14 protein-coding genes and 1 pseudogene are annotated in these 18,436 nt (G+C 55.8%); 8 read left to right on the top strand and 7 right to left on the bottom strand.

Features of this window, described 5'->3' with window-relative positions:
* The 3 genes and pseudogenes from glnA to ntrC form a co-directional block, all read left to right on the top strand.
* Nucleotides 1-679 (top strand): annotated as a pseudogene (gene glnA, locus ACTIKR_RS15490) (glutamine synthetase); the annotation flags it as partial.
* Nucleotides 680-869: 190 nt separating this feature from the next.
* A complete protein-coding gene (locus ACTIKR_RS15485; RefSeq protein WP_442328287.1) occupies nucleotides 870-2,009 on the top strand; it encodes a two-component system sensor histidine kinase NtrB in 1,140 nt (379 codons plus the stop codon).
* Complete coding sequence (gene ntrC, locus ACTIKR_RS15480) at nucleotides 2,006-3,571, top strand: nitrogen regulation protein NR(I) (protein WP_442328286.1); 1,566 nt, start codon at nucleotides 2,006-2,008, stop codon at nucleotides 3,569-3,571. Before ACTIKR_RS15485 ends, ntrC begins: the two co-directional genes overlap by 4 nt.
* A 322-nt stretch (nucleotides 3,572-3,893) precedes the next feature.
* Here ntrC and ACTIKR_RS15475 read toward each other — a convergent pair whose 3' ends face one another.
* The 3 genes from ACTIKR_RS15475 to ACTIKR_RS15465 all read right to left on the bottom strand — a co-directional run bounded on the left by ACTIKR_RS15475 (nucleotide 3,894) and on the right by ACTIKR_RS15465 (nucleotide 7,444).
* Nucleotides 3,894-4,610, bottom strand: coding sequence for an ABC transporter ATP-binding protein (locus ACTIKR_RS15475; protein WP_442328285.1), 717 nt, complete (start codon nucleotides 4,608-4,610; stop codon nucleotides 3,894-3,896).
* On the bottom strand, nucleotides 4,610-6,274 hold the full coding sequence (locus tag ACTIKR_RS15470) for an ABC transporter permease (RefSeq protein WP_442328284.1): 1,665 nt from the start codon (nucleotides 6,272-6,274) through the stop codon (nucleotides 4,610-4,612). The genes ACTIKR_RS15475 and ACTIKR_RS15470 overlap by 1 nt, the downstream gene beginning before the upstream one ends.
* A 138-nt stretch (nucleotides 6,275-6,412) precedes the next feature.
* On the bottom strand, nucleotides 6,413-7,444 hold the full coding sequence (locus ACTIKR_RS15465) for a Fe(3+) ABC transporter substrate-binding protein (protein ID WP_442328283.1): 1,032 nt from the start codon (nucleotides 7,442-7,444) through the stop codon (nucleotides 6,413-6,415).
* Nucleotides 7,445-7,832: 388 nt separating this feature from the next.
* On the opposite strand from ACTIKR_RS15465, the gene ACTIKR_RS15460 reads away from it, so the two are divergent.
* The 4 genes from ACTIKR_RS15460 to ACTIKR_RS15445 all read left to right on the top strand — a co-directional run bounded on the left by ACTIKR_RS15460 (nucleotide 7,833) and on the right by ACTIKR_RS15445 (nucleotide 12,609).
* The gene (locus ACTIKR_RS15460) at nucleotides 7,833-8,219 is read left to right on the top strand and encodes a Rid family detoxifying hydrolase (protein ID WP_442328282.1); all 387 of its coding nucleotides are present in this window, start codon (nucleotides 7,833-7,835) and stop codon (nucleotides 8,217-8,219) included.
* Between the two features lie 13 nt (nucleotides 8,220-8,232).
* Entirely contained in the window at nucleotides 8,233-10,281 is a 2,049-nt protein-coding gene (recG, locus tag ACTIKR_RS15455; RefSeq protein ID WP_442328281.1) for an ATP-dependent DNA helicase RecG, read from the top strand.
* A gap of 128 nt (nucleotides 10,282-10,409) precedes the next feature.
* Nucleotides 10,410-11,357 (top strand): LysR substrate-binding domain-containing protein, encoded by a 948-nt coding sequence (locus ACTIKR_RS15450; protein ID WP_442328280.1) that lies wholly within the window; start codon nucleotides 10,410-10,412, stop codon nucleotides 11,355-11,357.
* A 130-nt stretch (nucleotides 11,358-11,487) separates the two neighbouring features.
* Nucleotides 11,488-12,609, top strand: coding sequence for a high-affinity branched-chain amino acid ABC transporter substrate-binding protein (locus tag ACTIKR_RS15445; protein ID WP_442328279.1), 1,122 nt, complete (start codon nucleotides 11,488-11,490; stop codon nucleotides 12,607-12,609).
* A 225-nt stretch (nucleotides 12,610-12,834) separates the two neighbouring features.
* On the opposite strand, the gene ACTIKR_RS15440 is transcribed toward ACTIKR_RS15445, so the two are convergent.
* From ACTIKR_RS15440 to ugpB, 4 genes are all read right to left on the bottom strand, one after another.
* Nucleotides 12,835-13,917 carry a sn-glycerol-3-phosphate import ATP-binding protein UgpC gene (locus ACTIKR_RS15440; protein WP_442328278.1) on the bottom strand — a complete coding sequence of 361 codons (1,083 nt, stop codon included), beginning with the start codon at nucleotides 13,915-13,917 and terminating at the stop codon, nucleotides 12,835-12,837.
* 11 nt (nucleotides 13,918-13,928) lie between these two features.
* Entirely contained in the window at nucleotides 13,929-14,774 is an 846-nt protein-coding gene (gene ugpE / locus ACTIKR_RS15435; protein WP_193086909.1) for a sn-glycerol-3-phosphate ABC transporter permease UgpE, read from the bottom strand.
* Between the two features lie 12 nt (nucleotides 14,775-14,786).
* Entirely contained in the window at nucleotides 14,787-15,668 is an 882-nt protein-coding gene (ugpA, locus tag ACTIKR_RS15430) for a sn-glycerol-3-phosphate ABC transporter permease UgpA (protein WP_442328277.1), read from the bottom strand.
* A gap of 238 nt (nucleotides 15,669-15,906) precedes the next feature.
* A complete protein-coding gene (ugpB, locus tag ACTIKR_RS15425; protein ID WP_442328276.1) occupies nucleotides 15,907-17,217 on the bottom strand; it encodes a sn-glycerol-3-phosphate ABC transporter substrate-binding protein UgpB in 1,311 nt (436 codons plus the stop codon).
* Between the two features lie 225 nt (nucleotides 17,218-17,442).
* Between ugpB and proC the strand changes: the two genes are divergently transcribed.
* Nucleotides 17,443-18,312, top strand: a complete 870-nt coding sequence (proC, locus tag ACTIKR_RS15420) for a pyrroline-5-carboxylate reductase (protein WP_442328275.1) — start codon at nucleotides 17,443-17,445, stop codon at nucleotides 18,310-18,312.
* Nucleotides 18,313-18,436: the final 124 nt, after the last annotated feature.

Raw genomic sequence — 18,436 nt, 5'->3', positions numbered from 1 at the left:
TAATGTAGCGCATATGTACGGCAAAACCGCGACATTCATGCCCAAACCGCTGTTTGGCGATAACGGTTCAGGCATGCACGTTCACCAGTCAATCTGGAAAGATGGCCAGAACCTGTTCGCGGGTAATGGTTATGCCGGTTTGTCCGAGTTCGCCTTGTTCTATATCGGCGGTATCATCAAGCATGCCCGTGCGCTCAATGCGATTACCAATCCAGGCACCAATTCCTACAAGCGTCTGGTGCCGCACTATGAAGCCCCGGTCAAACTGGCTTATTCAGCCCGTAACCGTTCTGCCTCGATTCGCATTCCTTATGTAGGAAATCCGAAAGGCCGTCGTATCGAAGCGCGCTTTCCCGATCCGCTGGCCAACCCGTATCTGGCGTTCTCTGCGCTGATGATGGCCGGCCTGGACGGTGTGCAGAACAAGATTCATCCTGGCGATCCTGCAGACAAAAACCTATACGATTTGCCGCCTGAAGAAGACAAGAAAATCCCGACCGTTGCCACGTCGCTGGAAGAAGCATTGGCCGCACTGGACACAGATCGCGAGTTCCTGACCCGCGGTGGTGTCTTCAGCAACGATATGCTGGATGCATACATTGATCTAAAAATGCAGGAAGTGACCCGTCTTCGTATGACACCGCATCCGGTCGAATACGATCTGTACTATTCGGTGTAACTGCTGCAGACGGGCCTGTCATACCTGAAAGGGGGATGGCGTTCGCCATCCGGCCCGATTGTTTCTCCCATGGCAGACTGGCATCTGTCGCCTTAAGGCTGAATCCGGCACGCATGGCCGCTTCTGGCCGGAAGGATGACGCTTAGTCAATCATCTCGCTTTATGCAGCGTGGATACTTCAGGACTCCCAATGGCAACGAAACTCACAGACGCATACGATCTTCTTGCCACATCCGTTTTGCTGGTGGATGACGATGGACGTCTTCTGCATATCAATAGCGCCGCGCAGGACCTGCTGGAGCGATCGCTCAAATCTCTGGAAAGATCGGCCGCTGTAGATTTGTTTACCGATGCTGAAGCCTTCAACAAGGCGCTCGATTACGTATCGGGCAGAAAACTCTCGAGCGTGCGCCTGACGCTGACGTTGCGCAAGCCTCTGGAAAGCGTGCCTGCCAATGTGACGCTGACCCGCCTGGAGGCTATGCCGTGGCGCATATTGATTGAAATACGTGAGTTCGAACAGCATGCGCTGGCCGAGCGCAACGAGCGGCTGTTTCACGAAATCGAGATCTACAAGGACACTTTTCGCAACCTGGCTCATGAAGTCAAAAATCCGCTGGGCGGCTTGCGTGGTGCGGCTCAGTTGCTGGAAATGGAGCTGCAGGATCCCGCGCTCAAGGAGTATACGCAGGTCATTATTGATGAAGCCGACCGCCTGCAGGGTCTGGTGGATCGTCTGATCCGCCCGAGCCAGTCGCAGTTGTCCCTGTCGGTGATCAATATCCATGAGGTATGCGAACGGGTGCATGCACTGATCAAGGCAGAATATCAGGATCGCATCGCGATTGTGAAAGATTACGATGCGTCGGTGCCGGATATGAAGGCCGATATGGCCAAATTGGTGCAGGCCTACCTGAATCTGGCGCGCAACGCTGCGCAGTCGTTGCTTGGCGATTTGCCGTCGCGATTGCTGTCCGATAGCGAGCACGAAACCTCTGCAGACAACGGCTTTATTGAACGTGCCGACGATAGCCTGGAGCACGTCGGGCCGCTGCTGACACTGCGCACTCGCATACTGAATAAATTTTATCTGCTCAATAAGGTGCACCGCCTGGTGGTGGTGGTCTCTGTCGTAGATAACGGCGCAGGCGTTCCCAAGCAATTGAAAGACAGGATTTTCCACCCCCTGGTCACTGGCCGCGCAGAAGGCACCGGGCTGGGGCTGAGCCTGGCCCAGGAGCTGGTGCATCAGCACGGCGGACTTATCGAATTTGATTCAGAACCGGGTCATACCGAGTTCAGAATGTTGTTACCGTTGGAGCAAGTATGAAAACAATATGGGTTGTCGACGATGATCAGGCCATTCGCTGGGTGCTGGACAAGGCGCTGCAGCGTGCAGGGATGGCGCCGACCTGTTTTGAACGGGCCAGAGACGTGCTCGATGCATTGCAAACGGAACGACCTGATGTACTGGTTACGGATATCCGCATGCCGGATATGTCAGGGATTGATCTGCTCAAGGCGATCAAACAGCGAGCGGCAGATTTGCCGGTCATTGTGATGACAGCCTATACCGATCTGGACAGTACAGTGACGGCTTTTCATGAAGGCGCGTTTGACTATCTGGTCAAGCCGTTTGATGTGAATGAAGCGGTGGCGCTGATTGAGCGGGCATACGAACATGGTCGTGAAAACGCGGAACATGTCGTGGAACAAAGCGTCCTGGCGCCGGCGCTGGCTGCCGATTACGACAAGATGATGACCCAATCGGCGTCCAGGCAGATGCAGGAAATTTTCCGCGCCATTGGCCGCCTGGCGCCCTCCAAGGTCACCGTGCTGATTACGGGTGAGTCCGGCACCGGCAAGGAATTGATTGCCCGCGCTGTGCACAAGCATGGCACGCGGGCGGGCAAGCCTTTCATTGCGCTGAATGCGGCGGCTATTCCCCGTGACCTGCTTGAAGCGGAACTGTTCGGGCATGAGCGCGGTTCGTTTACAGGTGCAAGCGCACAGCGCCGCGGCCGTTTTGAAGAGGCCAATGGCGGGACGCTGTTCCTGGACGAAATCGGCGACATGCCGCTGGAGTTGCAAACCCGCCTTCTGCGGGTGCTCGCCGAAGGCAACTTCTACAGAATCGGCGGTTCCCAGCCGGTAAGTGTGGACGTACGCATTATTGCGGCGACCCATCAGCCGCTTGAGGTACGGGTCGAGCAGGGCACCTTTCGTGAAGATCTGTTCCATCGGCTGAATGTCATCCGCTTGCGGGTGCCGCCATTGCGTGAGCGTCGAGAAGATATCGGTCAGCTGGCAGCGCATTTTCTCAAGGTCGCGGCCAGCAGTCTGGGCGTGGCGCCCAAGCAATTGAGCCCGGAGGCGCTGGATATTCTTCAGCAATTCGATTTTCCGGGCAACGTGCGCCAGCTGGAAAATTTTTGTCATTGGCTCACTGTCATGTCGCCGGCTCAGCGGATCGATAGGAACGATCTGCCGCCAGAGCTGATGGCCAGCCTGAGCTTTTCGCCAAGGACGGAACGTGCGTCGGACGGCGTGGCGCCGTCAGCAGGTATTGTCGGCGGCGCCTCGGATACGACGACGCATTGGTCTTCGGCACCCACTGCTGCAGCCGCAAGCCCTTTGTCCCATGCGCCGCTGCCGGGGAGCGATAACAGTCAGCCGAATTGGCTGGACAAACTGGAGTTTGAGGTTCAGCAACGCCTGCAAAGCAATGAAAAGGACATCATGGCGCACCTGACGCAGGAGTTCGAGCGGATTGTGCTCACAACAACGCTGGAAAATTGTCGGGGGCGACGTATTGACGCCGCCGCCAGACTGGGTATCGGCCGCAACACGGTGACCCGAAAGCTCAAGGAACTGGGCATAGAGAATCTTTGATCGCCGGCTTGGCTGTCGTCAGGCTGATGCAACTGCCGAGCGGCGCTTGTGGGCGATGCCGCAAGCGGTCGAGCAGCCAGGCGGTGAGGATGGGCAAGAGGCGACGACGGGCAGGCAATGGCCGCTTAAGCGCCTTTGATATGCCACGCCGACATGTGGGTCGTGCATCGGTCCAGAACTTCCATCCTTTGAATTATCCCGTATGTGGTACTGCGTGGTACCACAAATGACTTGAAAATGTTGTCCACCAACACGGGTGCAAGGACAACGTCCCGATGTCGGTGAGAGGCCATGTCTGCCTGGCCATTACCCGATTTGCCGGTCAACTATAGCTCTGCCATTCGGTTGGCGTCTTGTCCATGCGACGCCAGGCCTGCAGCTTGCCATCTTTCATCGTGCCGATATGATCGGCAATGGCTTCGGCTTCTTCCAGATTGTGCGTCACCAGAATGGCGCTGATGCCACTGTGCTTGAGAATACTGCGAACTTCCACAACCAGTTGCCGGCGAATTTCCGTATCCAGATTGGAAAAGGCCTCATCCAGCAACAGCAGTTTGGGCGAGGGCGCCAGCGAGCGTACCAGCGCAACGCGTTGCTGCTGGCCACCGGAAAGTTCGTGCGGGTACCGGTCACGCAGGTCAGACAGGCGTACCAGCTCCAGCAATTCATCCACCCGCTGTCTGCGCGCTTGTTGTGTTTGCCTGCGCAGGCCAAACTCGACATTCTGTGCAATCGTCAGATGCGGAAACAGAGCATAATCCTGGAACATCATGCCAATGCGGCGATGTTCCGGTTCGATCATGCGACCGGGTTCGGCGATGACTTGGCCGTCGAGCAGAATCTGCCCTGCGTAGACCGGCTCGAACCCAGCGATGGCGCGCAGGACCGTGGTTTTTCCGCAGCCGGACGGGCCTAGCAGACACACGATTTCACCCGCAGGCACCTGCATCGTGTAGCCGTCGACAACCACCTTCATCCGGTGGTCATGTTTATAGCCCAGCCGAATGTCATTGATTTGCAAAATGGGGGTTGGGTGCATCAGTAGTTTGCCTTCAATTGGGTACGGGCCAGCAAGATCACCGGAATCAGGCCGGCAAATACAATAATCAGGGCGGCAATCGCCCCTTCGTCATAGGTGCCACGTGCCGCCTCGGCATATAGCCATGTTGATAGGGTTTCAAAATTGAGCGGACGCAGCAGCAGTGTAGCCGACAACTCTTTCATGGCATCCACAAAAATCAGCAGAGCCGCTGCGCCCAGCGCCGGACGCAGCAACGGAAAGTGAACACGCAGGAAACTGCGAAATGCACTGTGTCCCAGACTGCGCGATGCCTGTTCCAGCGATGGGGGAATCCGGGCCAGGCCCGATTCAATGCTGCCAACCGAAATGGCCAGAAAGCGCAGCGTATACGCCAAGACAATGCCGGCTGCCGAGCCCATGATATACAGCTGCGGAGGAATGCCGGCTAGCACGTTCATGGCGCCTGAAATGAGCTGATCAAACCACGAATAGGGAATCAGCAAGCCGGTGGCCAGGACGGTACCTGGAATGGCATAGCCTAGGCTACTGCAACGGGCAAGCAAGCGTGCGGTGCCACTACGAGCATGACGCGCAGACCAGGCGATGATCAACCCGCAGCAGATGGTGACGACAGTGGCTAGCAGCGACACGGATACCGTGTTGTATGTGGCCCTGAGCAGCTCCATTGACACTGCTTGCAGCGACGACAGGCGCTTGATCGATTCGTTTACCAGAAACCAGAAGGGGATGATAAAGCCGGTAATGATGGGGAACCAGCCCAACAACATGGCGACTAGGGCAGCAACGCCGCGCAGCTGCACGGGTTGTATCGGGTGCATGCGCTGGGTGATGGCATAGCGTTGGCGACGCCGGGCGTAGCGTTCCATATAAATCAGCAGCGTTACCACGGCCAGCATGACAATCGCAATTTGCGCTGCGCCCTCCAGATTGGACCGGGTGATCCAGGTTGTATAAATGGAAATGGTCATGGTCTGGATGCCGAGAAATTCTGAAGCGCCTACATCGTTCAGAGTCTCCAGCAACACCAGACTCAAGCCTACCGCCATGGCTGGACGAGCCAGGGGCACCACCACGCGCCAGAAGGCTTCACGACGCGAGCATCCCAATGTTCTGGCCGCTTCCAGCAGACTGGCAGCCTGCGTCATGAACATGACCCGGACACTTAAATAGACATACGGATACAACACCAGCCCCAGCAAAAGGATGGCGCCAGCCATGGAGCGCAGGTCGGGTAGCCGGAATTGGCGCGGTGAGTCATAGCCCAGCAGGTCGCGGATCAAGGTTTGAATTGGTCCCAGCGGGTGAAGGACATCCAGATAAGCGAACGCCATGATATACGTGGGCACGGCCAGGGGTAACAACAGGCCCCAGGTTACCAGCCGGCGGGTGGGAAACAGATAAGCGGTCGTCAGCCATGCGCTGCCGCCGCCGATCAGTGCACTCAGGACACCCACGCCCAGCAGCAGAAGCACGGTGTTCGATAACGAGACAGGAAGCACATTATGCAACAGGTTCAGCCAGTGGCCGGTCTCGCCGGATACGGCCAGCGCGGTCAGCACCAGCACCGGTGCCAGTACGCACAACGCCAGGGCGGCAGCTATCCACTGACTGGGTGGCCAGCGACGGGTAGCGGTCAAGGCGGCAGAAGAAGGGGTGACCATACCGAGTTTACCAAACGCATGCGGCGGGCTTGATGCCCGCCAGACAGGAAAATACAAAAAAGAGAACGGTTGGTCGGCGTTGACCAGTGCCTGACACGAGTGCCTGGCTTTCCGTTCTCAGAGCGCAATAAGCGATAATTATTGATTGAACCCGACTTGGTCGACCAGTTCGCTGGCTTGCTTACGATGCTTGGCAATGTCTGCCAATGGCAGGGTGTCGGCTTTCAATGTACCGAAGCTGGCTACCGTCGGGTCCAGTTGTACGCCCTGGCGTACCGGGTATTCGTAATTGGCGCTAGCATACAGACTCTGCGCTTTTTCCGAAGTCAGATATTCTAGCAGTTTGACTGCGTTGTCCTTGTTGGCTGAGTGTTTGGCGATGGCTGCGCCGCTCACATTGACATGGGTGCCGCCTTCTTTGCTGCCGGCAAAGGTTGGTAGAATAACTTTGATTGCATTGCCCCATTTATATTGGTCCGAATCGGGCTTTGCATTGCGCATCTGGCCGACATAGTAAGAATTGGCAATGCCGATGTCGCATATCCCGCCAAGAATATCCTTGGCAACGTCACGGTCGCCGCCGGCTGCCTTACGACCCAGGTTGGCCTTGACGCCTTTGAGCCACGCCTGTGCTTTTTCGGCACCGTCATGGGCAATGATTGCAGCAAAAAGGCTGGTATTGTATGGATGCTGGCCCGAGCGGATGCATACCTTGCCTTTCCACTTGGGATCGGCCAGTTCTTCATAAGTAAACTTGTCCAGGTTCAGGTCTTTAGCGGCATACAACACCCGGGCCCGTGTCGACAATGCAAACCATTGGTTGCCTGGATCACGCAAACTGGCCGGAACGGCCTGGTTCAGCGCATCCGATTGCACCGGTTGGGTAATGCCGGCATTCACCAGATCAATCAGGTTACCGTAATCGACCATCATGAGCAGGTCGGCGGGTGAACGCTCACCTTCGCTCTTTACGCGCTCGACCAGGCCATCTTTCATGAAAACCGTATTGGTCTTGATGCCGGTTTCCTTGGTGAAGTTGTCCAGAATGGGCTGGATCAGCTTGGGCTCGCGTGTCGTGTAGATATTGACTTCACCTGCGGCATAGGCCTGGGCGCCACAAAGAACACCAGCGCACGTGAGCGCCTGAGTTAGGATAGAGAGAGATTTCATGACCGCCTTTATTATGTGAAAATAAATCCAACCGGATCAGTCGTTGCAGTTAATCTGATACCGGCAAATCGAATGTTGCTGACAATAAGAATGATTTTCACTATATTACTTCAGCAAAATTTCAGCTACGAAATAAATCAAGTTTTTTTAAAAATTTTGTCAGAAAAAAGGAAAAAAATGCGACAGATTTCATCCTGCCATCCCGGATTTGCCTGTTGCGCTCGCCCAGTATGGGCGCTGGCGTGGTGCAGGCATGCATCGCCCGCTTCAAGGTCCCGTGCCGTAACGTCGGTAGACTGCGGCTGCCAGCACACGATTATTTTAGGGCCGAAAGTGTATATACTATTGTTATTGCCTATAGTAAACGCCTCGTTCATTGGAGAATCTCATGACCAAACAAGTCATTCAGACAGACAAAGCCCCCAACGCCATCGGTCCGTATTCCCAGGCAGTGGTCTCGCCCGCTGGCAGTACCGTCTACCTTTCCGGCCAGATCGGTCTGGACCCGGCCACAGGTGATCTGGTTTCCGAACAGGTTGAAGAACAGGTGCGCCAGGCTTTCAGCAACATGAGCGCCGTCATTCATGCTGCCGGCGGCTCATTGCACAGTATTGTCAAACTCACCTTGTTTTTGACCGACCTGGCCGATTTTGGCATTGCGAACACGGTGATGTCCGAGCTGATCCCTGAGCCGTTTCCGGCCCGCTCGACGGTTCAAGTGAGCGCCTTGCCCAAAGGCGCTCTGTTCGAGGTAGAGGCCATCATCGTCGTCTGACCATCCCGCTGCCATGCCTGTTGCTTCCGCGAGAACCAATAGTCCCACCGCCATCGGCAAGAAATTTGCAAGCCTCGGACTGGTTCAGGATTTTGATTTTGTGTTGCATTTGCCGTTGCGTTACGAAGACGAAACGGCGCTGCATCGCATTGACTCCCTGTATCCTGGCCAAATGGCGCAGGTCGAAGGGATCGTGCGCAAAGCGCAGGTGCTTATCCGGGGCCGGCGGCAACTGACCGCCACGATCGACGACGGATCCGGCCAACTGTCGCTGCGCTGGCTGAATTTTTATCCGAGCCAGATTAAAGCCGTTGAAGAAGGGCGGCTTATTCGGGTGCGCGGCGAAGTACGTGGCGGATCGTTCTGGGGTTTTGAAATGGTGCACCCCAAAGTCAGTCGTGCCGGCGTACCGCTCTCGGATCGCCTGACGCCGGTGTATCCGGCGACTGAGGGCCTGAACCAACCGCAAATTCGCAAGGCGGTCAATGCCGCGCTGTCCCGGGTGCAGCTGGACGACACGCTGCCCGTAGCGGTTCAGCGCAAATATCAGCTTGCTCCCTTTGCCGAGTCCATACAGTTGCTGCACAATCCACCCAAGCAAGCCGATACGCTGGCGCTGATTGAAAAAACGCATCCGGCGTGGGAGCGGATCAAATTTGATGAGTTGCTGGCTCAGCAATTGGCGATGTCGCTGGCACGCGCCACGCGACAGAGCAAGAAGGCCTATGCCATGCAGGGCAAGCGTTCCGGACTGACGCAACGCCTGCTTGCCCAGGTAGGTTTTGCCCTGACCGCCGCACAGGAAAGCGTTTGCCAGGAGATTCTGGCCGATATGCAACGTACCTTTCCCATGCAAAGATTGCTGCAGGGGGATGTAGGCAGCGGTAAAACCGTGGTGGCCGCCATTGCGGCGGCACACGCAATTGATCAGGGGTTTCAGGTTGCCATTATGGCGCCCACCGAAATCTTGGCCGAACAGCATTTCAGAAAGATGTCCGCCTGGTTTGAGCCGCTAGGTATCAGCACCGGCTGGCTGACAGGCAACCTGACGCCGAAAAAAAAGCGGCAGGCTGCAGCGCTGGTGGCCGAGGGCACCACGCAACTGGTAGTCGGCACCCAGGCGCTGATTCAGCAGCATGTGACGTTCGCCAGGCTGGGACTGATGGTCGTGGACGAGCAGCATCGTTTCGGTGTCGGACAGCGCCTGAGCCTGGCCCGCAAAGGCGAGCAGGAAGCGGTCGCGCCCCATCAGCTGAGCATGAGCGCCACGCCGATTCCGCGTACATTGGCCATGACCTTTTTTGCTGATCTGGATGTCTCGGTGATCGACACCTTGCCGCCGGGTCGCACGCCGGTGATTACCAAATTGTTTGCCGATTCCCGGCGCGACGAACTGCTGGCACACGTGCATGAGGTGATTCGCCAGGGCAGGCAGGTATACTGGGTCTGTCCACTGGTCGAAGAAAGTGAGGCTTTGCAGTTGCAGACGGCGACCGACACGTTCAACCGGCTGCAGCAGGAACTGCCCCAATTGCGCATTGGCCTGCTTCATGGACGCTTGCCGACACAGGAGAAAACAGCGATCATGTCTGCGTTTCATGGGCATGCGCTGGATTTGCTGGTCGCCACCACCGTTATTGAGGTCGGCGTGGATGTGCCCAATGCCTCGCTGATGATCATTGAACATGCCGAGCGCTTCGGGCTGGCGCAATTGCATCAGCTGCGGGGTCGGGTGGGTCGCGGAAAAAATGAATCGGTGTGTGTGCTGTTATATCAGGCGCCCCTGTCGTCTGTGGCAACGGCCAGACTCAAAGCCATGTATGAGACGCAGGATGGCTTTGAAATCGCCCGGCGTGATCTGGAACAGCGCGGTCCGGGTGAATTTCTTGGTTTGCGGCAATCGGGCATGGCGCTGCTGCGTTTTGCCGATATCGAGCTGGACGCGCCAATTGCCGAGCAGGCGCGGGACACAGCGCAGTGGCTACAGTCAACGTATCCCGAAGCGGCAGCCGCGCATTTACAACGCTGGGCGCGACAGCGGGCAGATCTGCTCAGAATATGAAGTGTTTCATCCGGATGTAGACGTTCTGGCCCCGCATGCACGGCTCAGAATATGCGTTTGAACAGGACTATCCTGTCCACGGCTGCCTATTGCGGCCAACTTGACCCTTACTTAACGCGGAGCCTGGTGTGACGCTTACCGAACTCAAATATATCATTGCAGTGGCCCGGGAACGACATTTCGGTCGTGCGGCAGAGGCGTGCTTTGTCAGCCAGCCAACCTTGTCTGTTGCTATCAAAAAGCTTGAAGATGAACTGGGCGTGGTTATTTTCGAACGCGGCGGCAATGAGGTTGGCGTGACGCCGACGGGGCTGCGGATCGTTACACAGGCCCAGAAGATTCTTGAAGAAAGCGCCAATCTGAAGGAAATCGCCAGGCAGGGTAACGATCCGCTTACCGGCGCATTGCGCGTCGGTGTGATTCATACCATCGGGCCTTATTTGCTGCCCAAGCTGATTCCGCTGCAATTGCGTATTACACCGCAGATGCCGCTGATCCTTCAGGAAAGTTTTACGGTGCGCCTGCTGGAGTTGCTGCGCCAGGGCGAGATCGACTGCGCCATCGTCGCATTGCCGCTACCCGAAGCCGGACTAGAGGTGCGCTCGCTTTATGAAGAACATTTTATTGCCGCGGTTCCGCGCAATCATCGCTGGGCGGGCCTGCCGCAAGTCGACACCGAAATGCTCAAGCAGGAAACCATGCTCTTGCTGGGCGCCGGTCACTGCTTTCGCGATCAGGTATTGGAAGTCTGCCCGGAAATGTCGCGATTCTCCGCCGCTGCGGATGGCATCCAGCGATCCTTCGAGGGCTCTTCACTGGAAACCATCCGTCACATGGTAGCCGCCGGCCTGGGCATTACGCTGCTGCCGATGACGGCCTTGCCCGAGAAGCCGCCTGCCGCAGACGATTTGGTGCATTATGTACCGCTAAAGGAACCGATACCAAACAGGGAAGTGGTGCTGATCTGGCGTCGCAGTTTTCCTCGACTGCAGGCCATTGATGCCTTGGCCGATTGCATTTATCGATGCGATCTGACCGGCGTCAGAATGCTCAACGGCAAGATCCGCAGCCTGTAAGTGCATCGCGTGTAAACGCAGATCAGGGTTTACCTTGAGGGTTCGGACAAAATTGAACCATGGCAAAAAAAGTGCGAGAATAGCAGCGTTAAACGTTATTACGTATTCTTACATTACCGGAGTATTACAAATGAACTATCTGAAAGCATCTGCAATGTTAATGGCCATTTCTGCCGGCCTGATGCTGTCGACCCAGACATTGGCTGCAGATACCATAAAAATCGCGGCAGTCGGACCGGTGACCGGCCCGGTAACGCAATATGGCGATATGGTACGCGAAGGCATTCGCACAGCAATCGAATCTATCAACGCCGCAGGCGGATACGATGGCAAACAGTTCGAAATGGTTGAGGTCGACGATGCCTGCGAACCCAAACAGGGGCCCATTGCGGCCAATAACGTCGTCAACAAGGAAATTGGTTTCGTGGTCGGCCCGGTATGCTCGGGCGCTACGGTAGGTGGCGCATCTATTTATAACCAGGAAGGGGTAGTCATGATTACGCCTTCTGCAACTGCGCCCAACGTGACTGATGGCAAGAATTTCGATTTCGTTTTCCGCACCATCGGACGCGACGATCAGCAAGGTCCTGCAGCGGCAAAATATATCATCGACAGTGTCAAGCCCAGCAAGGTTGCTATCCTGCATGACAAGCAGTCTTATGGACAGGGCATTGCGTCATCGGTACGGGACAACTTGAACAAGGCCGATATTGATGTCACCTTGTTCGAAGGCATTAATGCTGGTGAGACCGATTACTCGTCCGTGATTACCAAAATGAAGGCAGCAGGCGTCGATTTCGTTTACTACGGTGGCTACCATCCTGAAATGGGCCTGCTTATGCGCCAGGCAGCAGAGCAGGGGCTGAAAGTCAAATTCATGGGCCCGGAAGGCGCCGGCAATCCTGAAATCAATGCGATCGCCGGTGACGCGGTAGAGGGCATGCTGCTGACGCTGCCTGCCGATTACTCTGCACTGCCGGAAAACAAAGCCGTGGTCGAGGCCTTCAAGGCCAAAAAACGCAACGCGTCCGGTGCTTTCCAGCTGACTTCCTACGCAGCGACACAGGCTATCTTCGAAGGGATCAAGGCCACCAAGAGTACCGATCCTGAAAAAGTGGCCGAGTGGCTGCATGGCAATTCAGTCAAGTCGGTGATTGGTGATCTGTCATGGAACAAACAGGGCGACCTGAACGAGTTCAAGTTTGACATTTATACCTGGCATAAGGACGGCAGCAAAACGGCTGTGAAGTAAACGGTTTCGCTGCAGTGGCTCTCACACGCGGCCACGTGTAGCGAGCCGGATTGCCCGACCAGACCAAAAAAACCGGATCCAATTAATGGATCCGTTTTTTTTTGAGGTCGTTCCAGGCACTCTGGTACAGAGAGCGCAACACACTGTTGTAGCTAAACAGATTTAGCCGGTGTTCGACGCTGATATGTGGTGTAAAAGATAAGCAAGGATGTTGCTACGTGCTGTTCAATCAATACGGCGTGTCGTCACCGGATCGAACCAGTGCAGATGATGTCGGGCGTCCGCACCGGCATTGATCCTGTCGCCGATTTTATAATTGGCGGAGGCTGTCTCGTGGACATCGCAACGGATAACGACCAGGGTATCGCCGACCCATCCGTGGATGAGTTTTTCTGATCCCAGGATTTCGATCATTTCGATTGTCATCGGGATGCCGGATTCATCCAATTGGACGTGTTCAGGACGAAAGCCCAGGATAATCTCCTTGTCACGGGCACGTTCCGGAACTTGTGCTGCGGATATGGCCATTTTCTGGCCGTCCCTGGTCATAATGACACCGCCAGCGTTGACTGACACCGGGATCAGGTTCATCGGCGGCGAGCCAATGAAGGCGGCGACAAACGTCGTGGCCGGTTTTTCAAATACTTCAATTGGCGTGCCGATCTGTTCAGCAACGCCTTTGTTCATCACGATCATGCGGTCGGCCAGCGTCATGGCTTCGACCTGGTCGTGGGTGACGTACAGGCTGGTGGTGCGCAGGCGGCGATGCAATTTCTGGATCTCCAGGCGCATCTGTACCCGCAGCTTGGCATCCAGATTGGACAGCGGCTCATCGAATAGAAACACCTTGGGTTCCCGCACGATGGCGCGGCCCATGGCCACACGCTGGCGCTGTCCGCCGGACAACTGCTTGGGCCGCCGTTCAAGCAGGCTGCCCAGCTCCAGGATGCCGGCCGCCTGCTGCACCCGTTCATCAATCTGCGCTTTGGTCAGCTTGCGGATTTTCAGGCCATAAGCCATGTTTTCATAGACCGACATATGGGGGTAAAGCGCATAGTTCTGAAAGACCATGGCAATATCGCGCTCTGCCGGTTCCAGTCCGTTGACGATGCTGCCATCGATCAGAATCTGGCCTTCTGTTACTGATTCCAGACCGGCAACCATGCGCATCAGTGTGGACTTGCCGCAACCGGAAGGGCCGACGATAACAATGAACTCACCGTCTTTTACCTCAAGGTTCACGCCGTGGATCACGGCAACATTGCCGGGATAGGTTTTTTTGATGTCGTTAAATTGTAGTGTTGCCATTTATTAATCCTTTATTTCTCGGTATCCACGAGACCCCTGACAAACCACTTCTGCATCAGCACCACGACCAATCCGGGCGGAATCATGGCAAGTAGGGCGGTTGCCATCACAATGTTCCAGTCGGTCACGCTGTCGCCACCACCGATCATGGTGCGGATGCCGACCACAATGGGGGTCATGTCGTCTGTCGTTTTCATGACCAGGGGCCACAGGTATTGGTTCCAGCCATAAGTGAACTGAATCACGAACAGGGCGGCGATGCTGGTTTTTGACAAGGGCAGTAAAATATCGCGGAAAAAGCGCAAGGGACCGGCGCCATCAATTCGCGCGGCTTCAATCAGTTCGTCGGGTACGGTCAGAAAAAACTGCCGGAACAGAAAGGTGGCAGTGGCCGAGGCGATCAGCGGCAGCGTAAGTCCGGCATAGGTATTGGTCAGGCCAAGGCCGGCGACCACTTCAAAGGTCGGAGAAATACGCACCTCCACCGGCAGCATGAGCGTGACGAAAATCATCCAGAAACACAGCATCCGGAACGGAAAGCGGAAATAGACCACGGCAAACGCCGAAAGCATGGAAATGGTGATTTTGCCTATGGCAATCGTCATAGCCGTAACGAAGCTGACCCAGAGCATGTGGGCGACACTGTTTGGCGCAGAACTAGAGCCGCCAAGCAGTGCATTGGTGTAGTTCTCTATGAAATGTCTGCCTGGCCAGAGCGACATGGGAGCGTTGGCCACTTCCTGGGCTGTCTGCGTTGAGGCCACGATGGCAATATAGAGTGGAAAGGCCACCACGACCAGACCAATGATCAGGATCAGGTGGGCCAGCAAATCCAGCATAGGGCGTCGTTCAATCATTGCGGTGTTTCCTTAGTACTGGACTTTACGGTCAACATAACGGAACTGGATGACCGTCAGCGCAATTACAATCATCATCAAAATGACCGACTGTGCGCCGGACGAGCCGTAATCGAATGACTTGAATGCAGTCTTGTACACGTTGTAAACCAGTATGTTGGTAGACGTGCCGGGGCCGCCCTGGGTGGTCGTATCGATAATCGCGAACGTTTCGAAAAAGGCATAGACGATATTGATGACCAACAGGAAGAACGTCGTGGGCGACAACAACGGGAACACAATGGTGCGAAAGCGCCGGAACGGGCTGGCGCCATCGATGGCTGCCGCTTCCAGCAACGAGGTCGGAATGGATTGCAGGCCGGCAAGAAAGAACAGAAAATTGTAGGAGATCTGTTTCCATACTGCGGCGATGACAACCAGCGTCATGGCATCGGTCGAATCTAAGCGCGGATTCCAGCTGATGCCAAGATTGGCCATGTATACGGCCAGCGTGCCCACGGCGGGCGAGAACAGAAATGCCCACAGTACACCGACGACGGCCGGCGCAACGGCATAGGGCCAGATCAGCAGGGTTTTGTATGCGCCGGCTGCCCGCACCACGCGATTGGCCATGACCGCCAGCAAGAGCGAGACCGCCAGGCCGATGGCAGCGACCAGGCCAGAAAACAGCAGTGTGACCCAGAAGGAGGAATAATAAGTACTGTTGCTAAATAAGCTGGTGTAATTGTCCAGACCAACAAATTGTTGATCACCGCCGAAGGCCGATTCGATAAAAAACGATTGCCAGATTGCCTGGCCGGCCGGCAGGAAGAAAAAAATAGCGGTAATGAGCAACTGCGGCGCCAGAAGCAGATAAGGCAGCAGTTTATGGCTGAAAACTACGCGTTTTTCCATGAGAAAGTTCCGATGCAATATCCGGGAAAACGACGCAACCCCGGTATATGGCGACAGGCGGACAGCAGTGACGTCAGCGGCCGGGAAAGCAGATCTGTTCAATCCGAAGACTGTAGAGCAGTTGCCATTGCGCCGGCAAGACCGGCAGAGTTTCAAGGCGAAAATTGATGACTGCGATAAAACAAAAACAGCGAAGGCAATGATGCTGTGCCCTCGCTGCCTGAACAGTCAGAATAGCTTATTTGTTGCCCTTTTCAAAACGGACCAGCAATTCATTCGCCCGTTTTTCCATGTCGGCTGCGCCGTCCTTGATGGAAACCTTGCCGCCGAACATGGATTCCATGACACCTTCCTCTATATCACGAATCTGTGGCAGAAAGCCCAGACGAACACCGCGCGATTGCGCCGTTGTTTCCACATTCAGTTGCTGGAACGGGACATCGGTACCGGGGTTCTTGTCGTAGTAACCGGAAGCCTTGGTCGCATCGTAGGCGGCTTTGACCACAGGCACATAGCCGGTGTCCTGGTGCCATTTGGCGGCAACTTCCGGTTTGGTCAGGTGATGAAAGAAAGCAGTCACGCCTTTGTAGACCTCAGGCGATTTTTTGGAGAATACCCACAGTGAAGCACCACCGATCACGCTATTTTGCGGGGCGCTCTTGACGTCCTCGTAATAGGGTAGTTTGGCAACGCCGAATTTAAATTTGCCGTTCTTCAGGATGTTGGCCCGCGTGCCACTGGATCCGGTAAACATGCCACATTTGCCGGAGATGAAAAGGGCGTTGGCAGCATCGCCGCGACCACCGTAGGTGAAGGTGCCTTCCTTGGACATCTTGCTCAGAAATTCAAAGTGCTTCAGGAATGCGTCCGATTGCAACTCGACTCGGGCGTCCAGGCCACCAAAGCCATTATCTTTGGAGGCGTAGGGAACATTATGCAGGGCGGCAAAGTTTTCGATCAACACCCACGCTGGCCATGAAGTGGTGTAACCGCATTCGACGCCGGCTGCCTTGAGCTTTTTCGCAAAGGCTTCGATATCTGCGTAGGTTTTGGGTCCCTGTTCCGGATCCAGGCCTGCTTTTTTGAACAGGTCTTTGTTATAGAACATCACTGGCGTCGAGCTGTTAAAGGGCATGGAAACCAGTTTGCCGCTGGTATCGGAATAGTAGCCGGCAATACCAGGCACGAAGGCTTTCGGATCCAGCGGATTGCCGGCTTTCTCTGCCATGTCCTGTACCGGTTCGATAGCGCCCTGGGAGTACATCATGGTGGCTGTACCCACTTCAAACACCTGGATGATATCCGGTGACTGTCCTGCACGGTATGCGGCGATGCCCGCGTTCATGGATTCTCCGTAATTGCCTTTGTAGGTTGCCTTGACGACATAGTCTTTCTGGGAAGCGTTGAAGTCTTTGACAATGTCGCTGACCCGTTCGCCCAGCGGTCCTTCCATTGAGTGCCAGAAGGTAACGTCGGTAGCCGCAAGGGCGCTGAAGCTGGCAAAGGACATGGCGCTGGCCAGGGACAAAGTACGGATCGTATAGCGCATGGTTGAATTCTCCGGGGGTAGGGGTGTCCCAATGCAAAACGGGACGTGATAAACGGCATTATAGTATGACTTGTTTGTTACAGAATAGTGACTATCCCTAACCCGCCTCGCGTGCACGCGCTTGTCGCGAAAGTCCAGTAAAATCACCCGTTTGCTTGTCTTTTTGTCTGGCTCAGCGTATTTTCTGGTGTGCTGTCGGGCATTAGCAGAGTACAATCCCTGACCATGAAAAATTCACTCTCTATCGCTTTTATCGGTGGCGGAAATATGGCAGGCGCCATGTTGGGCGGCCTGCTTGGCAATCTGTGCGAGCCGCAGGATGTCCTTGTCGTGGATCCCAGCCAGACGACGCGCTCGGCATGGGAAGACAAGGGTGTGGCCACCGCAGCCGCAGCTTCCGAGGCGCTCAGTCAATATAAAGTCTGGATCTATGCCGTCAAGCCGCAAATCATGCAACAGGCCATCGATGCGTCACACCAATTTTTACAGGGCGACACGCTGGTGATCAGTATTGCCGCCGGTCTCACAACGGCATCGCTTTCGGGCTGGCTCGACCAGGCAGAGCCAGCGCGCGGCACCCGGCTCATTCGCTGTATGCCCAATACCCCGGCGCTGATCCGCCAGGGCATAACCGGGCTGTACGCCATGCCTGCCGTACCGTCGTCGGACCGTGAACTGGCCCAGGAAGTGCTCAGTTCTGTCGGCGAGGTGGTCTGGGTAGACAGTGAAGCACAGTTGGACGCCGTCACGGCGCTCTCCGGCAGCGGCCCTGCCTATGTTTTCCTGTTTATTGAATCGCTGATTAGCGGCGGCATCAGCCTGGGGCTGAGCCAGGAGCAGGCGCAGCGTCTTGCGCTGGCCACACTCAAGGGTGCGAGCCTGCTTGCCGCCGGTTCTGAGGACTCGCCTGCCCGATTGCGGGAGAATGTCACGTCGCCGGGCGGTACGACGGCTGCGGCGCTGAATCGGTTCACACAGGGCGATTTTGCCGGATTGGTACAAGCTGCCATGCAGGCGGCCAATGATCGGGCAGCCCAGATGGCGCAGGAATCGGCCGCAGCCGCCCAGCCCGCTCAGGATTCAGGAAAAAAATAGCATGAATACCACAAGATTTGACAAAATGACGATCAATCAGACGCTGCTGGCCGTTGCCATCATGGGGCTGATTATCGTGTCGTCCAACATTCTGGTGCAGCCGCAGTTCCATATCAACGCCTGG

It is taken from the genome of Advenella sp., from assembly GCF_052108595.1.
GTDB lineage: Bacteria > Pseudomonadota > Gammaproteobacteria > Burkholderiales > Burkholderiaceae_B > Advenella.
This window is presented reverse-complemented; position numbering and strand designations above follow the sequence as displayed.

Bases quoted from the DNA above. Each gene is read 5' to 3' on its own strand.
- ACTIKR_RS15485 (WP_442328287.1), top strand. From the start codon at position 870: ATGGCAACGAAACTCACAGACGCATACGATCTTCTTGCCACATCCGTT.
- ntrC (WP_442328286.1), top strand. From the start codon at position 2,006: ATGAAAACAATATGGGTTGTCGACGATGATCAGGCCATTCGCTGGGTG.
- ACTIKR_RS15475 (WP_442328285.1), bottom strand. From the start codon at position 4,610: ATGCACCCAACCCCCATTTTGCAAATCAATGACATTCGGCTGGGCTAT.
- ACTIKR_RS15470 (WP_442328284.1), bottom strand. From the start codon at position 6,274: ATGGTCACCCCTTCTTCTGCCGCCTTGACCGCTACCCGTCGCTGGCCA.
- ACTIKR_RS15465 (WP_442328283.1), bottom strand. From the start codon at position 7,444: ATGAAATCTCTCTCTATCCTAACTCAGGCGCTCACGTGCGCTGGTGTT.
- ACTIKR_RS15460 (WP_442328282.1), top strand. From the start codon at position 7,833: ATGACCAAACAAGTCATTCAGACAGACAAAGCCCCCAACGCCATCGGT.
- recG (WP_442328281.1), top strand. From the start codon at position 8,233: ATGCCTGTTGCTTCCGCGAGAACCAATAGTCCCACCGCCATCGGCAAG.
- ACTIKR_RS15445 (WP_442328279.1), top strand. From the start codon at position 11,488: ATGAACTATCTGAAAGCATCTGCAATGTTAATGGCCATTTCTGCCGGC.
- ACTIKR_RS15440 (WP_442328278.1), bottom strand. From the start codon at position 13,917: ATGGCAACACTACAATTTAACGACATCAAAAAAACCTATCCCGGCAAT.
- ugpE (WP_193086909.1), bottom strand. From the start codon at position 14,774: ATGATTGAACGACGCCCTATGCTGGATTTGCTGGCCCACCTGATCCTG.
- ugpA (WP_442328277.1), bottom strand. From the start codon at position 15,668: ATGGAAAAACGCGTAGTTTTCAGCCATAAACTGCTGCCTTATCTGCTT.
- ugpB (WP_442328276.1), bottom strand. From the start codon at position 17,217: ATGCGCTATACGATCCGTACTTTGTCCCTGGCCAGCGCCATGTCCTTT.
- proC (WP_442328275.1), top strand. From the start codon at position 17,443: ATGAAAAATTCACTCTCTATCGCTTTTATCGGTGGCGGAAATATGGCA.